Origin of the sequence: Cohnella sp., from assembly GCF_041641335.1 — a bacterium.
Taxonomy (GTDB): Bacteria; Bacillota; Bacilli; order Paenibacillales; family Paenibacillaceae; genus Cohnella.
Map to the genome: position 1 here is coordinate 26,156 of NZ_JBEPYQ010000035.1, position 17,211 is coordinate 43,366.

Here is a 17,211-nt window from a genome sequence, read left to right on the forward strand (position 1 = left end):
CGCCTTTGAAGAAAAGTTGGGAATCACGACCTATTTTGCATAAATTGATCCCAACCTATACTTCCCCCTCCAAGGTCGCTATCAGCCTCTGCAAACGCGGAATATAAGTTTTGTGGACGCTGTGGAGTTCTTTCTGGATCTCCTCTCGGTGCATGGCCGTTCCCATGGCGGAATGCACGCGGTAATCTGTCAAGGGCTCGCGCAGGTAGCCGATCGGATAGCCCGATAACACGATTCTGAGCCATAGCTCATAGTCATGCGTGTAAGGAAGCTTCTCGCTGAAGCCCCCCATCCGGTTGAACAGCGTCCGTTCCATCATGACCGTGCAGCCGTTTACCGTATTGCTGAGCAGCATCGACCGGTAGAACTGCAGCATACTCCCCTCCGGTAGCAGAACGGGATCGCTTTCCGCGATTCCCTCCCCGTTCATCAGCCGGAAGGCCGTATGGCTGATCGCCCAGCCGCCTCCTTGCATGAAGCGGACCTGTCTTTCGATTTTGTCGGGACGAAACCGGTCGTCCGAGCTAAGCCATGCGGCGTAGTGTCCCGCGGCCAGGCGAAAGCCGGCGTTCAGCGCGCTCGCCGTCCCCCGGTTCGGCTGGTGGACGACCTTGATTCTTCCCGCCCCTTCCAGCCGGTACAATATATCCGTCTCCCGTTCCGAACCGTCGTTCACGACGATAATTTCAAGAGGCTTATAGGTTTGCGCAAGCGCGCTCTCCAAAGCCTCTCGGACGTACGGGTCGTTATAAAATGGAATGACGATCGATACGAGCGGATTTATGGACTGTCGAATGGGGCGTCTCCCCTTTCCCTGCTCCTTCTCTCCCTCTCGTCCTGCAGCGCGTCGAAGATCGATTGGCGAAACGTCAGCTCCGGCTTCCACCCAAGCTCCCTGATTGGCGAACAATCCCTCGGCTGCGGAATCGGGGCCAGAGCCGCCGTCCCCTCCCCGATCTCCCAGGGAAGCTCCAACCGCGCCAAATCGTCGAATGCGCTTTTGACCTCGGCGAGCGTACGGAACCGACCCGACTCGATCGCGTAGCTCCGGCCCGACTCGCCTTCGTTCAGCACCAGCTCGTAAGCCGCCACCGCATCCCGGACGTCCATGAAGTCCCGCGATTCGTGAAGAGAGCTGAGCCGAAACGGAGGCGTCTTCCCTTCGGACTCTTCCGCGGAGACGGCCCAACGGACGATTTTCCCGCATAATCCGCCGCTGCTGCCGGGCCCTATCAAGTTGGATGGCTCGGCGATCATGACCGGCAGCCCGTACCAGCGGTGCCAGGCTTTCGCGGCCGCGGTCTGAAGCGTCTTGCTAAAGCCGTACGGATGCGGAGCTTCCGACAGAGCCGATTCATTCGCCCGAAGCATTGATCCGGCCACCAGCACCCTGCATCCCCCGATCGCGCGCGCGCCTTCCAGCAGGTACGCGGTCGACATCAAGTTCGCGGCCAGCGTTGACGCCGGCGACGTCCAGGAGACGTCGACGGCGTTGCGTCCGGCCAAGTGCAGCACCGCGTCCGGCTCCAGCCTCTTCATCATCTCCGCTACGGCTTCCGCGTCCGTCAGCTCGCAGCGTTCCATAAGCTCGGCGTCCCGGTCGGCGGCATTCGCGCCGCGGGGAGACACCGCGGCGACAACCTCCCATCCCGACGCGGCGAATTTGCGGCAGGCGTGAAGACCGGTAAACCCCGCCGCTCCCGTAATAAGTATTCTGCGGGCCGTCATGGCGACGATGTCCACCCGCAAAGCTCCCCCAGCATCTGCTCATAACGGGGCGGACGGTAACCGAAATCGATTCTGGTCGCAACTAAAGTCCGATCGATTACCGGTTCGTCGGCGGGAACGACCGCGACGTTACTTTTGTCGAACTGTTCCTGCATCTGAAGCAGCAGCTCGTGCTTGGACACGATCTCCGGCGCCGTCAGATGCACGAGCCCCCCTACCTCGGGGTGCCGGATCAGCCATTCGACCGCCTTGGCCAGCTCCAGCGTCGTGACGCCGTTCCACAGCACGTTGCGATACCCTTGGACTTCTCCTTCGCGCGAAAGGAACCACTTCATTAGCCCGATTCCCGTCGGTTTATCGTCCGGCCCGATGATGGACGTGCGAATCGTGACGTGCTTCCCGTCGCGGACTTCCCCGAGCGCCTTGCTTCTCGCGTAGACGGTCTTCCCGTCCGGTTCGTCCGTCTCCGCATACCGTCCCCGTTCTCCCGAAAATACGCAATCCGAGCTAATATGAACGAGCCTGGCGCCAAGACGATCCCCCAGATGACGCAGCCAGTGGGGAAGCAGCCCATTGACCCTGTACGCCTCCAGCGGGCTGTCCTCCGCATGGTGATTCAGTATGCCGACGGCGTTGACGATTACGTCGGGAGAGATTTCATAGACGAGCTCCTGTACCGCTTCGAAGGATCGGACATCGAGCTCACGAACCTGAAGGCCGTCCAGCGCCTTCAAGGTTCGATGCGAGACCGCCCGAGACCGGACCGTAACGACCAATTCAGCTTCCGGTCTGGTCCTCAGGTAGGATGCGACCATATGACCCGCCATTCCGTATCCGCCCAGAAGCAGGATTTTCACGAGAGAAAACCTCCCCGTTGCAGCATGGCTCGAATTTCCTGCTTATCCATGAGGGATTGGCTGGAAGAGAAGCTGTCGAAATCGACGGGATCGTAGGCTTCGTAATGCTCCTTAAGCCTTGGAATGTCCAGCGTCGGCAAAATGACGAGATACTGATCGTCGTAGACGATCGTGTTCAGGCTTTCGTATTCGGTCAGCAAAATTTCGTGGATTTTCTCGCCGGGCCGAATGCCGCTCTCCACCATCTCTACCCGCTTGCCGAGCGCGTCCATCAGCACTTCCGCCAGGTCGACGATCCGGCAGGTCGGCATCGTCATGACGAAGATTTCCCCGCCGATGCTCTGAGCCGTCGCTTTGAACAACAGCCGAATAGCGTCCTCCAGCGTCATGAAAAACCGCGTCATCTTGCGGTCCGTCAAGCTGATCTGCTCCTTGTACTTGATCTGGTTCATGAATAGATGAACGACGCTGCCGTTCGTCCCGAGCACGTTGCCCCCGCGGACGCAGACGAATTTCGTATCGCTGTGCAGCAGGTTCGCGTAGACGATCAGCTTCTCTCCGATCGCCTTCGTCATGCCGTAGAAGTTCGACGGATTGGCCGCCTTGTCGGTAGAAATGTTGATGACCCGCTCCACTTTGTTCTCAATAGCCGCTTCGATCACGTTCTGCGTGCCGATCACGTTCGTTTTCAGCGCTTCGTAGGGTTGGTCTTCGCATACCGGCACATGCTTGAGCGCCGCCAAATGGAACAGAATATCTACGCCTTTGCAAGCTTTGGATAACGCCTCCCTGTCCCGAACGTCGCCGATGCGGAACGTCAGCCGCGGATCCTCGAACGCCCGGCTCATCGCCACTTGGCTCGATTCGTTGCGGGAGAACACGATCACCTCCGCCGGATTCATCGGCAGCAATTGTCTTATTAATTCGTACCCCCAGGAACCGGTTCCCCCGGTGACCAGGATACGTCGATCTTTAAACATCCCTTTTCCCTCCAAGCACAAATTTCGCCACTTTGTCCGAGACGTTCGTATCCAGGTAACCTTCGGGGCACTGCCAGGAATCGCGCAGATGGACCATGACCCGGGCCGCATTCCGGATCGCTTCCGGCCGCAAGCCCGCAACGACGTTGCTTCCGCAGTCCACCGTCTCCGGCCTTTCGGTCGTCTGGCGGACCGTCACCGTCGGCACTCCGAAGATGCAGCACTCTTCCTGAACGGTACCGCTGTCCGTAAGGGCGAGAAGCGCGTTTTTCTCCAAATGGACGAAATCGAAAAAGCCGAACGGCTCGTGAAAAGTCACCAGCGGATGCACGGAAGCGCGAAGCTCCTCGGACAGTCTGGATCTCGTCCGGGGATGAAGGCTGCACACAAGGGGAAGTCCGTGCTCTTCCGCCGTAAGGCTCAGTCCTTGCATGATTCCGCGCAGCGTCGCCGGGGAATCGACGTTTTCCGCCCGGTGGATCGTCGCGAGCAGGTATTGTCCCGCGGTCAACCCGAGCCTGCCCAAGATGGAACTGGCGTCGATCTGCTCCTCGTAATGGCGCAGCACCTCGTAAATCGGATTGCCCGAACGGAAAATCCGGTTGACGGGAAAACCTTCCCTCAGCAAATTGTGCTTGCTGTTCTCCGTATAAGGCAGGTTGTAGGTGGAGACCGCGTCGATGACCCGCCGGTTTTTCTCTTCCGGCACGTTCAGATCGAAGCAGCGGTTGCCCGCTTCCATGTGAACGACCGGAATGCCCATCCTCTCCGCGACGAGCGCGCACAAGGCGCTGTTCGTATCGCCGAGCACGAGCACCCGGTCGGGCCGCTCCTTCCTAAGCAGCTGCTCCACGGCGCCGAACATCGACGCGAGCTGCCCGCCGACTGTTTCTTTGCGGTCGTCGAGCAGCAGGTCGGGCGCGCGCAGCCCCATCTGTTCGAAGAAAACCCCGCTTAAGCTGGACGTGAAATTTTGTCCCGTATGAACGAGGACGTGGCGCTCCGCCAAGCGGTCCAGCTTGCCGATCAGCACGCTTAAGCGAATAATTTCCGGACGGGTTCCCAATATGGTCACGATTCGCATCGGTTCACCTTCTTCCGCGGCGGACTCTGCGGCCCGCTCGCTTCCTTCCGCTCGCGCGGGAGCGCCGTCTGCCCGAAATACGCTTTCTTCGTCTTACGCCCCGTCCTTTGCCTCTGCGCGCCCGCTTGGCTCGCCGCTTCTGCTCGAATAGCGTCGATCCCGTTGGAAGTCTCTGCAAGTCCTCGTCAGGCACTTCCGTCACGTCTTCGAAGCGGAAACCTCTTTGCAGGAAAGCCGCCTCGGAGGCGAACGGACGCTTCACGCCGTTCTCGACGAGAAACACCGTGTGCGCGCTGCCGCGCCAGAGCGAGCCGCGGGCGAGCACGGGCGTCTGCGGCAGCTGGACGATCAGATCCGCCAGCCGTTGCCGGAAAGCTTCGACGCCGAACACCTGCTGCGACGTTTGCATATTTCGTTCTCCGACGGCGCGAAGCAGTGCCGCGTTGCCGAACAGCGTGTTCACCCGCTCCGTCAGCTTGCCGACGTCGCCGGGCGGTACGAGGTAATCCTGGTTGCCCGTCGCGTTCAGAATCTCCGTCAGCCCCCCGGAGGCGGAGGCGACGACGCCCTTGCCGAACATCAGTCCTTCCAGCGCGGTCATACCGAAGCCTTCGGCGATCAGGCTGGGCACGACGACGACGTCCATGACCGGATAAGCATGCTGAATCTGGTCCGCGAACGGCAGGAACAGAAACCGGTCCGCGAACCCGGAGTCCCACACGAGCTTCTGACAGTGACGGTAGTACGCGTCGTCGGCCGATTTGCCCAGAACGAGGAATCTCGCCCAGCCGTCGGATGCCGCGATCGGCAGCATTGCGTTCACGAACTGCTCCAGCCCTTTGTTCGCGTAGATCGTCGCGGCCATGAAACCCGCCACGCGATGATGCTCGCCCCAGCCGTACTGCTGCCGAAGCCTCATCCGATGGTACGGCCAGCTTCCGGGAAGCAATTCATCCCGGATGAGATAAGGAGGCAGCATGAACGTTCGCGCGCCCGGAGCGAGCTCGTGAATCGGCTGAAGCGTCGAATGGGAGATGCCTACGACGATATCGCAGTTCGAAGCGATGAGTCCGACGGACAACGGCTTGGACGGCCGGTCCATGACCGTCTCCATCAGTACCCAGACCGTAGGAATTCCCATCGCTTTGGCCGCCAGCGCGGGCAACGGATGGACGCTTGTGTTCACAAGCACGCAATCCGGCCTTTCTTCCGCCAGCAAGGCGTGGATTCGTCCCCACGAAGGGCTACGCTGCATGGCGGCGATCTCTTGCGGAATCGTTGGAGCCGAAGTATATAAGGAAATGCATAGAGGAATATCCTGAACGACGACTTTAACGCCTAACTCTCTGGCCTTCTCCGCGATCGCCCCGATCTGCGGAACGACCATGACGCATTGAAAACGACGGACCATCTCGCGGGTGAACAGCAAGAGCAGCTTCTCCGCTCCCGTGACGAAAACCGGGCTGCAAATATGCGAGAAGATCATCAGCTTCGGTTTCGCGCCGTTCACGATTTTGCATACCTGTTCGTGCTCACGGGTATGTCCGTCACCTCCTTTTAAAGGTAGTTCATTTGGTGAGTTGTACAATGTATGGGGCGGACAGCGTTCCCGGCGCGGCGATTAACCATTCATCGTCAAATCTATCAATTGATTCAGCCTGGAGACGTACGTATGGTCTCTAAGCGTCCGGTAAAGGCTTCTTAGCGCGATGTTCCTGCGCTCTTCCTCGTGCTCCAGGTAGTACTCGGCTTTAGCCGCCAGATCTTCAGGGGAATCGTAGGTTACGATCTCTTCGCCGCTCACGTAGTGCTGGGCAATGTCGTCGCGGCAGTCGGTGAGCTGCAGCGTCGCCGACGCCGAAATCTCGAACGTTCGCGGATTCGGCGATACCGCCGTAATCATTGCGCTGTTCTGGTTAAACGTATCGTCGTCGTGGGCTCTGTGCGAGTTGATGACAATTTTATGGGCGTTGTACCTCTCCGAAGTGGGCAGCGGCTCCATCCATTTGCCCAAGTCGATGAAAGGCTTCCAGCGGCCGAATTCGGCCAGCCGGTCCCACCACATCCCCGATACGTACAAACGCCTGTGAGCGATGAGCGGTAAAAGCCGGTTGAACAAATCGACCCTATTCCAATACGCCGTGCCGATAAAGCAAATTTCTCCCCGAATCGAACGGTCCGAATTGCGAGGCCGATAGGCTCCGTGGAAGACGCCGAGCGGCAAGTAGGATACGCGCGCGCAGCCTCTCTCCGCATAAAACGGAACGCAGTTGCGTTCAAGCGTAAAGACGTGATAGTAATGAGGGGCGATGCCGCTCGTAATGTCCGTATAATACGGATCGTCGGTAAACCAGATCGCCGTCCGTATGCCCAGCGCGTTAACCGCATGGACTTTATCCAGCGCCAGATGCATGCCGTCGAGCGCGAGCAGCAGATCCGGCCTTTCTCTGGCCGCGATAACCGCGATGTCGTCGCTAGGAACGGCGACGGTCACTCTCTCCGCGATCTCTTTCAGTGTCGCGATAATGCCGTCGTCCAGAGGGGAATAGGGAAACCCTTTGCCGGTAGTGACGTACAGCATATGAATGGGGCGCTTCACCGGGACGGGCGCCGCTTTGCGTACGATGTATTCGCACAGCCCCTGCCAATGTCCGTCGGCTTTCCCCAGCGCCAAGCCTTCCGCCCTGCCTCTGCGGTACGCCGCGTCGCGGGATCGGACCGCGGGACGTCTTTTCGCCTTTGCCAAAGCCTCATCCCTCCTGATCCTAGTTTCGTATGCGGGTCGGACCGGTCTACGCCAGTCCGACCGTGCCGATCAGCCTCCGGATCCGATCGCGGAACGTATGATCCTTCTTTACTCGTTTATATCCTCTGGCAGCCACCCATTGCCGCTCTTCTTCATGGGTCAAGTAATGCTCCAACTGCTGAACGAGATGATTCGCGTCGTTGAACACTCCGATTTCCGATCCGATCGCGAAATGCTCGGGAAGCTCCTGCCGAATGTCCGTCAGCTGCATCGCCCCGCAGGAAGCCATTTCGAACGTGCGGGGATTGATCGACTCGGCCGGCCAGTTGATTCCGTTCAAATTGTCTTTGCCCGCTTCCGTCGTGCGGTGGAGATTGATGACGATTTTGGCGCCGTTGTAATACTTGACCGTTTCCGGAACTTCGATCCAGCCGTCCTTGACGAACTTGGACAATCGGGAGAAGCTGTTCATGCGCTCCCACAGCTTTCCTCCGATCAGCACTCTCTTGTCCTGAAGGTAGGGAGCGATCGCGTCGAACAGCGCGACGCGATTCCAGAAAGCCATGCCGATAAAGCAAATATCCGTCCGGTACTCCGGAGGAACAGCCATCGGCTTAAACCATTCGGAATACGCGGCGAGAGGAAGATGATGCACCTGCCCGCAGCCCTGCGCTCGGTACAGGCCGAGGCAAGACCTTTCGTGAGTAAACACGTAATCGTAATGCGGAGCGACCTTCACCGTCGTGTCGGTCACGTAAGGGTCGTCGACGAACCAGATCACCGTGCGGATCCCCATGGCGCGAATGGCGTCGATCTGCTCCAGATGATCCGGCGGGAATACATGGAGGCCGTTCATGACGAGCACCGCGTCCGGACGATAACGTTCGGCCTGCAAGCGCATCTCCGTCGCGGAGACGACCTTAACTTCCGCGACTTCGGTTCGCAGCGCGGCAACGACGCCTTGATCGATCGCTTCGAAGCCTTGCGGAACATAGAGGATACGAGCCTGGCTGGGCGGGAGCTCTTCATGCCGCACGCCTTCGTCGATGCCTCTGCAGGCGCCCAGCCTCCAGCCGTCCAGCTTTCCTTTCTCATAGCCGTCCATGCGGCCGCGAGCGTAATTTCTCATTCGAGATGAACTCCGCATCCTCATCACCCGCAATCAATATATGCGTCCCGGTTGGGTAGATCTTGGATACTTACCCGTCCATGGGACGAAATTAGGCGGGCAAAAAAAGCCCGTTCTCTCGCGATGAACGAGAAAACGGGCTTTTGACCTCTTGTATTTCGGATAAAGCTATTGCAAGCGATGGACTTGGACGAATTGGTCCACGATACCGCGGATCTCGATCGGAACGACGGACGTTTTGACGACGTCGTTGCTGTACACGGCCGTGAAGACGAACGAGTAGCTGCCGTCGGGAATATCCACGAACCGAATCGACGTATCCGCTTGGCGAAGGAGCCCTGCCCAGGCGGCGGAGCCGGGCGGCGATTCCGTCAGGCTCTTGGCCAGCTCGGGCGTCGCTTGGGCCGTGACGGAGACCGCCTTCGTGGCGGAACTGCCGGTGTCCGTCACCGTCGCCGACAGGACGAATGCTTCGCCGGCCCAGAATACGTGACTTTCCCTGAATTTCGCCGGATACTTCGCGTTCCAGGTCAAGCGATTCTGCTCCCATTCGGGCGTATGCGCCACCTGTCCCGCGACCGTCAGCGGCAGAATCGGAATCTGCTTCGTAACGGCGTCGCCGGCTCCATGTCTGTCGGTGACGCTTAAGGTTACCGTGAACGCTCCCGTTCTGTTTTCCGTCAAATTCCCGGGAATCGTCATCTCCTTCGTGAATCCGGTCAGAGCGAAGCCGTCCGGAGCTTTTATCGTCCATACGAAGGAGAGCGGATCGCCGTCGGGGTCGGAAGACCGGTTAAGCAGCATAATCGAATCGCCCTCGTAAGCCGGTTTCGGCAGCCAATCGAAGTCCGCAACCGGCTTGCGGTTAATGACCGCCACTCGCTGCACGGCCTGCGCGGACTGGCCCTTCGAGTCGGTGACGACTTGGCGGATCTCGATGACGCCGAGCGAGTTGAACTGCGTCGTCCACGTGCCCCGATTGGTAGAACGGATCGCTTCCATGCCGTTCTCCGTCATGTTGCGTACGTAGTAGGCATGCTTCAAATTCGCGGCCGGACCGTCCTCCTTGTCCCAAGCCGTCGACGTAATCGTAAACGGCTCGTTCGCATAATTCGAGGAAGGCGTAACCGTAAAGCCCGGAATCGGCGGTTCGTCCGGCAGCACCGGCGTGTCGATGTCGATCGTCTGCTCCGCCCAGTAGCTCCATGCGCTGTATTCGTCCTTCACCTGCATGCCGACGCGGTAACGACCTTTCATCTGAGGCGTAACAAGCTTCTGATTGACGATATCCCCGTCCGGGGTGATGTAATAATAACGCCATTCCAGTACGCCCCGGGTCGTCCGGTAATCGATTCCCGTGTTCTCCGTGCTGTAGTTGGTCGGGCCGAGCCAGCGATCGGGATCGTAGCTCGCGTCGTTCCAGACGACCGTGTTGTCCGTCGGATGAACCGATACGGTGAATTGCGCGACCGGCCTCCGGTGAACGGTAATGATCTGCCAGAACTCGTTCGACCACTTCCGGTAGCCCCCGAACATCATATCCGGGAACGGATAATCCGGATGCGGATCGTCCTGCGCCTTCAGCGTTACGCGATAGTTGCCGACTTTATCGAACTCCAGCGCCGGGCTCGTCAGCGTCTGACCGTCAAGCTCGGACAATCCTTGGTTGTTCAAGAACTTGGGCGTGTGGGAGATCGACCATAGATTGTTCTGCGCCGCCGGGTCGTCTTCAGGGTCCGAATACGTCATGTTGCTGTAGCGTACGTTCGCCGTTGCCTTCCCTTCGTCCCAAATGGCATAGCTGGCCGTCCACTCTACGTCCGGATTCGTGAGATCCTTCTGTTCAATTCCGGCGAACGAAACATAGGATTTGTCCGAGAACGGGCCGAACTTGCCGGACTGATAGGTCTCGTCCGTAATTTCGAAATACGGAACACCGTCTAAGAATACTTCGATTTTCTTATTCTGAGTCGCGATTTTGAAGTTGTATGACGTACTGGCTTGAAACGGATAAGCCACGCTTTTCAGCACCGTGCGCGTACCGTTGACGTACCTCGACAAAAATAACTTTAAGCCATCCGTCTCTACGGCATAACGATATTTCGGGTTGGTCATTCGGAACGAAAATCCGGCTAAAGATTGGTCCTCTTTGGGAGAATCCATTTCCATCGTAAAGGTGTATTCCGCGTCTTCATACGAAAGCGGAGACACGAACTGCCCTAACCGGAATCCCTTGTACGCGGACGAGGCAGTTGGCGTTCCCACGTCAAGGAACATGTGCGCGGAAGCTGACGGCCCACCGCCGGCCATACTCATCGCGAAGGCAGTATCGTACATCGACAAGTAGATCCCGTCCCCCATGTACTCCCCATATCTTAAATAAGTGGTCGTCTCGGTAGACACGATCGGGTTATAGGCACGCTTGTAGTATTCAAAGGATGCAAAGTTATTCAGCTTCGTTTCGAGACCATCGACGGTCGAAGATAGCCACCCCGACTTAAATTGTCCTGCATAATTGATATAGAAAGGAGGATTAAAGTTTTGCCGGGAGGAAGCCGGTCTACCCATCGTCCAAGGACTCACTTCACCTGTCGTTAAATCGACAAGCTGGCTGTAATAATAATTGCCCATCGAACCCTGTACCGCAGCTGCAGTCCTCGTTATTGCTTGCTTGGTGACATTGTTTATCGCTAGAACCGCGCTAGTCTCCAAGTTGAGATCATAAGGCCCCGGCCATCCGTTAGCGTAATAGGTTCCCTGAAGCCTTGCTTTGATGCCAAACGTAAAATCCGGTTTCAGTTGCACGAGATAATACCCCGCTGACGATTCTGGATTAAGCGCCGGATCGATGGACACTGTAGAGCCGTTTACCGTTCGACCGCAAGAATTCATGACATACGCATACTTATTGCCTTCCGCATCCTTGAACTGGTAGTTGGCATAGCCCCAGGAGCATGCGAAGTCTGCAGCCGGTTCGGTATAGATTGCGCCGTTCCATGATCGAACCTTTCTTTCGATTCGCTCGACTGTCGTCGGTAAAGCAACGGTTTTATCCATCATATTGCGACCTTGCCGATTATATCGCAGCATACGGCCCGTATTGGAAGTAAGGATCAAATCGTCACCGAGAACATCCGAAGCAGTGAGACTGGTATAACTTGATCTGGAGGATATCCTTTCGCCCTTTTCGTAGGAGCTGCTTATAAACTCTCCGGTGTAACCATCATAGACATGTACGTCCAGATGTCCGTTACTGCCGAAATCCGTTCTTGATCCATCATCGTTCCGATAGTAGTATGCATACGTCGATCGGATATAGACGACATAAATTCTGCTCCCGGCAATTTCATAAAAAATTGGCGTTTCCGCATTTGTCGCCGTGCCTGACGCGCCCGAAAAATCCCCGTTTTGCGCCTTGGTCCCCCAACTGCTATCCCTTTCTTTATCCTCTTCTGAAAAATAAGGGACCTTGTATCGATTAGCCGGCAGGTTTTCTAAATTCAGAATAAAATCATAAGGATTGGGGCCTGTCCAAAAATGCTTCAAGTTCTGCTCATAGTTGTAGCCATTGCACTGGGACATGTCCGTCGAACCGCCACAGGTCAGGATATAATCTTTGTAGTAGCCAGGTATTTTCGTCTTGTTAAGCGCGAACAGATGCCCATTCTGATCAAAATATATATAGGTTTTGTTTGACCTTACTTTAGATGCGAATCTAGTCACTTGAAGAAGCGAATAATCTTCTCCCGTGGTGTAGTTTGTGGTTGAGGACCAGCTGTTTTTAACTGGGACTAACAAAGGCTGCGACCGGGAATCTCGGGATGCGATCGCACGATAAGCGGATAGCCCGTTCGGACCTAACCCGTTGTCGCTGTGCGACGCAAATCCAGTCTGAGCGTCCCAGCCTCCGCCAAAACCAACCGACGCGGACGTTCTGGTCTGCGTCTCCATTCCCCTTCCCAAGCCGGCCAGCAGCGACCTTCCGTCTTTTTGCCACATATAAGGACTATTGACGATTTTACTGGTCGTATTCGTATCATAGAGATCCCATTCCAAAATTTGCGCAACGGGAATTCCGTCCTCTGTCGGAGGCTTCGGAATCTCGTTCTCGCCCTCGATCAGGAAAGACACGCTCGGAGCAAGGTTTACCACGTCGATAATACGCGAGCTTTCGGGCTGCGTATCGGACGCCCAGGCGCATTTCCCCCAGTCTTCGCACACGCGCGCGTCCAGCAGGAACTTGCCTACTTTCTGCGGCCTTAGAACAACTTTCGTCAAATCCCCCCCAAGCATCTCTGTCCATGGTTCGTCGAACACGCCGTTGTTATTCGCATCGTATTTGTAGCGATATTGGATGCTGACTATCTTGTCGCCGTCAGGGCTGTACGACTTGTTGAAAATATTGAAGTCGCTTGGCCGAATGCCTAAAGGCGGCACTTCCAGCACCCCGATCGGAGGCTCGTCGGGAAGCACGGTCAGTTGATGCGATGCGGCGTATTCCGATCTCAATCCCGCGCTATCCACAACCTCTAGACGAATCGTCTCCGTTCCCGGAGTCGTATAGACCTCCTTCTTGTTCTCCCAGATGTACTCGGCAATCGCTCGTCCAATCGGGCTGTAACTTCTCTCACCGCTAAACGGTGACGGCAGCGGACGTCCCTCTTTCACCTTCGTCGGCCCTGTAATGACCGGAATCGGGTTCTCGGGAATGACGTTGATCGAAGCGGTTCTCCTCGATTCCGCACCGAACGTATCCCTTGCGATTACCGTGATGGAATGCGAGCCAAGCTCTGTTGCCTTCAGCATATAATGCGCTTCACTATGTTCCCACAGCCCGTATTCCTCCGGTAAGCTTCGAATCCAGGAGCTGGAGCTGCCGCTGAATAAGAACGTGTACGTAATCGGATCTCCATCCGGATCGTAAGGCTCCGGCGGATTGCTCATATTGTTGTAGATAATTCTCAAATTTACGGGACGATTGATCACGACTTGATGATCCGGTATCGTTCCCGTGCGGTTGGACTCCTTAAAAAATCCGACTGAAAAAATGGGCGGGCGATTATCGGAAGGACTTGTTATCTCCAACGGCTTCTGGTTGACCCATCCTGAATTTCCGCAGTCTGCCGTTACGCGAATGGAGATAAAGTTAGTTCCCACGCCCAAGATGCCTGGATAAGAAGAGTAGGAAAAAGCCGTCGTTTCCGTCTGACTGGTTATTCTTTTACTGACCCAGGTCGCGCCGTCTTTCTCGAAATAGTACTCGTGATACAGGTACTTACATGCCGGAGGAATGACGAAGTCTTTCGGCTTCAGCGAGAAGCCGTCCCTCCATTTAATCGTCTGCGACGGCAAAATATCGAAGTTTCCGGTTACCGCGTTCTCGTAAAAGAAGGAGACATAAGCCGTTTTCTGCGTAATCGTAAGGCTTACAGCCGCATTCTTCGCCGAATTGATCGTATCCGAGTATGCGGCTCCGTACGAAACGCTGCTTCCCACAACCGTCCCGTAAGAAGATTTGGGACTTACGGTGCGATTGGCGGGCAATGGACTGACCGTTTGCGACTCTCGCCCCTTCTCGCTATAAGCTCCGGTTCCGGATTTCACCATGTGCCGTATGTTGATTGTGCCATCGTCGGTCTGCGGTTCATAGTACAAATTTAAGTAGTATGTATCGTATTTCCCATCATACGTAAAGGTTTCCGGGGGACCGTTCGTCATCGCCCCGCCGCTGGGCTGACTGACCGTACTTTTCTTGTACCCGACATATCGATAATTCGGAGTCGCAGCCGGGACGATGGTGTAGCGTTGCCCAGCCACTATACTTTGCGATGGATTCGTAAAAAGGGCGTCGATATTCTGCCCGCTCGTTGTAAAGTGAGTGACCTTAAGATTGGCTTCCAGTTCAAATTCAAGGACAACAGGCACGAACACTCGGACGACTTTCATGGGGTCCTGAACAAATGGGTATGGGTTGTCGAATTGTTCAGTAACAACATATTCTCTTTCAGATTCTAAATCGGCATAAGCCGTAATCTTAAAACTAATATCACTTGTGCCTCGTCCCGTTTTGTTGGATACTTCAATCTTTCGTATATTTTTACTTATGTGACGCTGATAAAGTGAAAAACTTTCTCCAGTTGGACGAGAGTTATTGAAGTATTCCTCATCCAACCCACTTTCACCGAATTCCCTAACCTTGATATCTTTTACCTTTCTTCCTGGAAAATTAAAGGTGTAGGGATGAATCATTTCTACATTGGTTTCACCGTAATAATTGTTATATACCTTCTTCTCATAATCCCATGTACCGTCGTTTTTGCTCCAAATTTCCGTGTACATGAACGCCACGGCGTAACGTTTCGTGTCGGCCGGATTTTCCGGTGGATACCCTTTCGGCTGAATCCAGCTATTGCCCCCGAGAATCGCAGCCTCCGCTTCTTGGGGCACAATCGGTACAAGAGGAGCCAAAAAAGAGATTATGAGCAAAAGGCTTAGTATTCTTTTACGCATTCTCTTGTGCATCCCTCAACCTCCTACTCACTTCAAGGGATTTTCGATTAAAATGTAGCCTGGATAATCTGCTGTAATAGAGATATAATCCGCTTGTTGGATCGTGTAATCTCGCCTTTTAACATCCGTTGGACGGGAAACATAGTAATAAATAAATCGAAAGTCCCCCTGATTCTCTTCTGCGAGAAAACTTCCATTTGCAAGCATAGCCTCCCGCTTTGGATTTAAGTAAACTAATCCATTTGGCATAACACCTTTATCCGTTGTCGTCGCACGAATCCATACTCCGCGATCATTGGAAGACATATCAAATCGATAATAAGCTTCCCCCCTCACCATAAAAGGCAGATCATCCGCAGTAACGACATAGGCCAGAGTGGCAGGTTTGCAACCTTTGTAACAGATGACAAGAAGGTCTTCATCCCCACCTTCGAAATACTTCTTAAACGGATCAATACTCACAGGCTCTATCAGATCGCTCAGCTCCGGAATATCCTTGCTGCCAATCCAAACAAAGCGAGTCGCCTTGTCCCACTCCACCTTCTCTCCCAACGCTTCGGAGATAAAGCGAAGCGGCACATAGGTCCGTCCGTTCACTTCCTTGGCCGCGACGCCCAGCGCCAGTTCCTTGCCGTTCACCGTCGCCGTCTTCGCGCCGATGACCAGCTTTACCGTCCGGTCCCCTTTGACGATCGTAATTTCCTTGCCCTTCAGATCAAGCTTGCCCCCCAGCTTGTCCGAGACGAAACGAATCGGTACAAGCACCTGGTTGTTCTCCATCTTGGGCTTCTGGTCGGGAAATTTCACTTTACGGGCGTTCACAAGAACTTCAATTGCTTGAGGCGCGACTTTAGGAATGGAAGATTTCTGATCTGCGGCAATAACGGCAGCGGGAATAACAGCCACGGCCAGCAGCATTACGATCAAGATCCATAGCGACATTCGTTTCATCATTTTACTTCCTCCAGTATGGGATCGATTTTAGTCCATTTGTTTAATTCGTCGGATTTGAACTGCCGCAGCCGATCTCTCGATAGCGGATCAGCGGCTCTGACTTCCAGGAAGCTTTCCATCATGACAACCGTCTCAGCCCGGGTAGAGGTGCGATTAATTTGCAGCGTCCGATCCGGGAAGCCGTTTACGATGCCTGCTCCATAGGCTAAAGCGATAAACGGTACATCCCGATTCTGAAACTCCTGTCGATCTTCAAACGGCATATCCCCCTTCTTGAGGACCTGAAAGCTCTCTAAATATTCGCCGTAGGAAGCCTCCGTCGCCAACGCCCGGGCGATAATGCGCATGATTTCGACTCGTTTGATCGGACGATTGTAGTCTGTCGAGTCCGTCTCGTCCAGAATGCCGAATTCAAACGCCGCGAACACATACCCCTGATACCAAGGCAATCCGCCTTGAGAATGAGGAAGCCGAAGCGCATCGGCCATCATCTTGACGAATTCCGCGCGGGTGACGGAAGCCGCGGCGTTAAACGTTCCGTCCGGATAGCCATTCACATATCCCTGCGATACGGCTCTCTCGATCTGACTCTTCGCCCAGTGCCGCTTCGGGATATCCTTGAACGAAGTCCCCGGGGCTGCGGCGCCGACCGCTCCCGACACTGCCCATGCAACCAAGCTCAGCCCGACGAGCGTGGCGCTTCTTTTCCTCATTAACGATCCCCCCTCACGTAAAAATTCAACAAATACCGATAAAAAAACACCAGCAAACAAAGGGATGTCTCCCCAGTCGGCGTGGTGCTTCCTCGCGTAAAATTATCCTGTTTTCAGTTAATTTATTACATTAACGACAATTCTGTCAAGCACACTTTGACAAATCGTTACAAATCGTGCTTTTATCCGACTCTCTCATTCAAAGCTGCTGCTCGTAAGCAAGCTGATGACCGTCCTCGAAGCCTTTGGCAAAGCCGATGTTGTACCCTTCGTTATACGCTTGGTTAAAACCCGCCTGGTACGAGGAGCCGCCCCCTCCGACGCTTCCGGCCCGCCCCTTGCCCGCCCGCCTTCTCCGAAGATTACGCTTGCCGGCGATTTTGCGGGAACGAAGCTTGCCTTTGCCTGCTCGGATCTTGCCTCTGCGTCCGGGCTTCTTGCCGCTTCTGCCGGAGATGGATTTCTTCCTTCCGCCGGTGCGGGCGGAACGCGATTTGCCTTTCAATTCGG

12 protein-coding genes are annotated in these 17,211 nt (G+C 55.4%); all 12 read right to left on the reverse strand.

Annotation, left to right across the window (positions count from 1 at the left end):
* Positions 1-55 precede the first annotated feature (55 nt).
* On the reverse strand, positions 56-796 hold the full coding sequence (locus ACESLM_RS13590; RefSeq protein WP_372632133.1) for a glycosyltransferase family 2 protein: 741 nt from the start codon (positions 794-796) through the stop codon (positions 56-58).
* The gene (locus ACESLM_RS13595) at positions 781-1,743 is read right to left on the reverse strand and encodes an NAD-dependent epimerase/dehydratase family protein (protein WP_372632103.1); all 963 of its coding nucleotides are present in this window, start codon (positions 1,741-1,743) and stop codon (positions 781-783) included. The genes ACESLM_RS13590 and ACESLM_RS13595 overlap by 16 nt, the downstream gene beginning before the upstream one ends.
* Positions 1,725-2,585 carry a dTDP-4-dehydrorhamnose reductase family protein gene (locus ACESLM_RS13600; RefSeq protein ID WP_372632104.1) on the reverse strand — a complete coding sequence of 287 codons (861 nt, stop codon included), beginning with the start codon at positions 2,583-2,585 and terminating at the stop codon, positions 1,725-1,727. Before ACESLM_RS13600 ends, ACESLM_RS13595 begins: the two co-directional genes overlap by 19 nt.
* Positions 2,582-3,565 carry a polysaccharide biosynthesis protein gene (locus ACESLM_RS13605; RefSeq protein WP_372632105.1) on the reverse strand — a complete coding sequence of 328 codons (984 nt, stop codon included), beginning with the start codon at positions 3,563-3,565 and terminating at the stop codon, positions 2,582-2,584. The genes ACESLM_RS13600 and ACESLM_RS13605 overlap by 4 nt, the downstream gene beginning before the upstream one ends.
* Positions 3,558-4,649, reverse strand: coding sequence for a non-hydrolyzing UDP-N-acetylglucosamine 2-epimerase (gene wecB, locus ACESLM_RS13610; RefSeq protein WP_372632106.1), 1,092 nt, complete (start codon positions 4,647-4,649; stop codon positions 3,558-3,560). Before wecB ends, ACESLM_RS13605 begins: the two co-directional genes overlap by 8 nt.
* A gap of 4 nt (positions 4,650-4,653) precedes the next feature.
* The gene (locus tag ACESLM_RS13615; protein ID WP_372632107.1) at positions 4,654-6,159 is read right to left on the reverse strand and encodes a glycosyltransferase family 4 protein; all 1,506 of its coding nucleotides are present in this window, start codon (positions 6,157-6,159) and stop codon (positions 4,654-4,656) included.
* 111 nt (positions 6,160-6,270) lie between these two features.
* Positions 6,271-7,395, reverse strand: a complete 1,125-nt coding sequence (locus ACESLM_RS13620) for a CgeB family protein (RefSeq protein ID WP_372632108.1) — start codon at positions 7,393-7,395, stop codon at positions 6,271-6,273.
* Between the two features lie 46 nt (positions 7,396-7,441).
* A complete protein-coding gene (locus ACESLM_RS13625) occupies positions 7,442-8,524 on the reverse strand; it encodes a CgeB family protein (protein WP_372632109.1) in 1,083 nt (360 codons plus the stop codon).
* A gap of 168 nt (positions 8,525-8,692) precedes the next feature.
* Positions 8,693-14,020, reverse strand: coding sequence for a hypothetical protein (locus ACESLM_RS13630; RefSeq protein WP_372632110.1), 5,328 nt, complete (start codon positions 14,018-14,020; stop codon positions 8,693-8,695).
* 1,041 nt (positions 14,021-15,061) lie between these two features.
* The gene (locus ACESLM_RS13635) at positions 15,062-15,988 is read right to left on the reverse strand and encodes a copper amine oxidase N-terminal domain-containing protein (RefSeq protein WP_372632111.1); all 927 of its coding nucleotides are present in this window, start codon (positions 15,986-15,988) and stop codon (positions 15,062-15,064) included.
* Entirely contained in the window at positions 15,985-16,701 is a 717-nt protein-coding gene (locus ACESLM_RS13640) for an S-layer homology domain-containing protein (RefSeq protein WP_372632112.1), read from the reverse strand. Before ACESLM_RS13640 ends, ACESLM_RS13635 begins: the two co-directional genes overlap by 4 nt.
* A gap of 199 nt (positions 16,702-16,900) precedes the next feature.
* The gene (locus tag ACESLM_RS13645) at positions 16,901-17,206 is read right to left on the reverse strand and encodes a hypothetical protein (RefSeq protein ID WP_372632114.1); all 306 of its coding nucleotides are present in this window, start codon (positions 17,204-17,206) and stop codon (positions 16,901-16,903) included.
* Positions 17,207-17,211: the final 5 nt, after the last annotated feature.

Bases quoted from the DNA above. Each gene is read 5' to 3' on its own strand.
- ACESLM_RS13605 (WP_372632105.1), bottom strand. From the start codon at position 3,565: ATGTTTAAAGATCGACGTATCCTGGTCACCGGGGGAACCGGTTCCTGG.
- wecB (WP_372632106.1), bottom strand. From the start codon at position 4,649: ATGCGAATCGTGACCATATTGGGAACCCGTCCGGAAATTATTCGCTTA.
- ACESLM_RS13625 (WP_372632109.1), bottom strand. From the start codon at position 8,524: ATGAGAAATTACGCTCGCGGCCGCATGGACGGCTATGAGAAAGGAAAG.
- ACESLM_RS13635 (WP_372632111.1), bottom strand. From the start codon at position 15,988: ATGATGAAACGAATGTCGCTATGGATCTTGATCGTAATGCTGCTGGCC.
- ACESLM_RS13640 (WP_372632112.1), bottom strand. From the start codon at position 16,701: ATGAGGAAAAGAAGCGCCACGCTCGTCGGGCTGAGCTTGGTTGCATGG.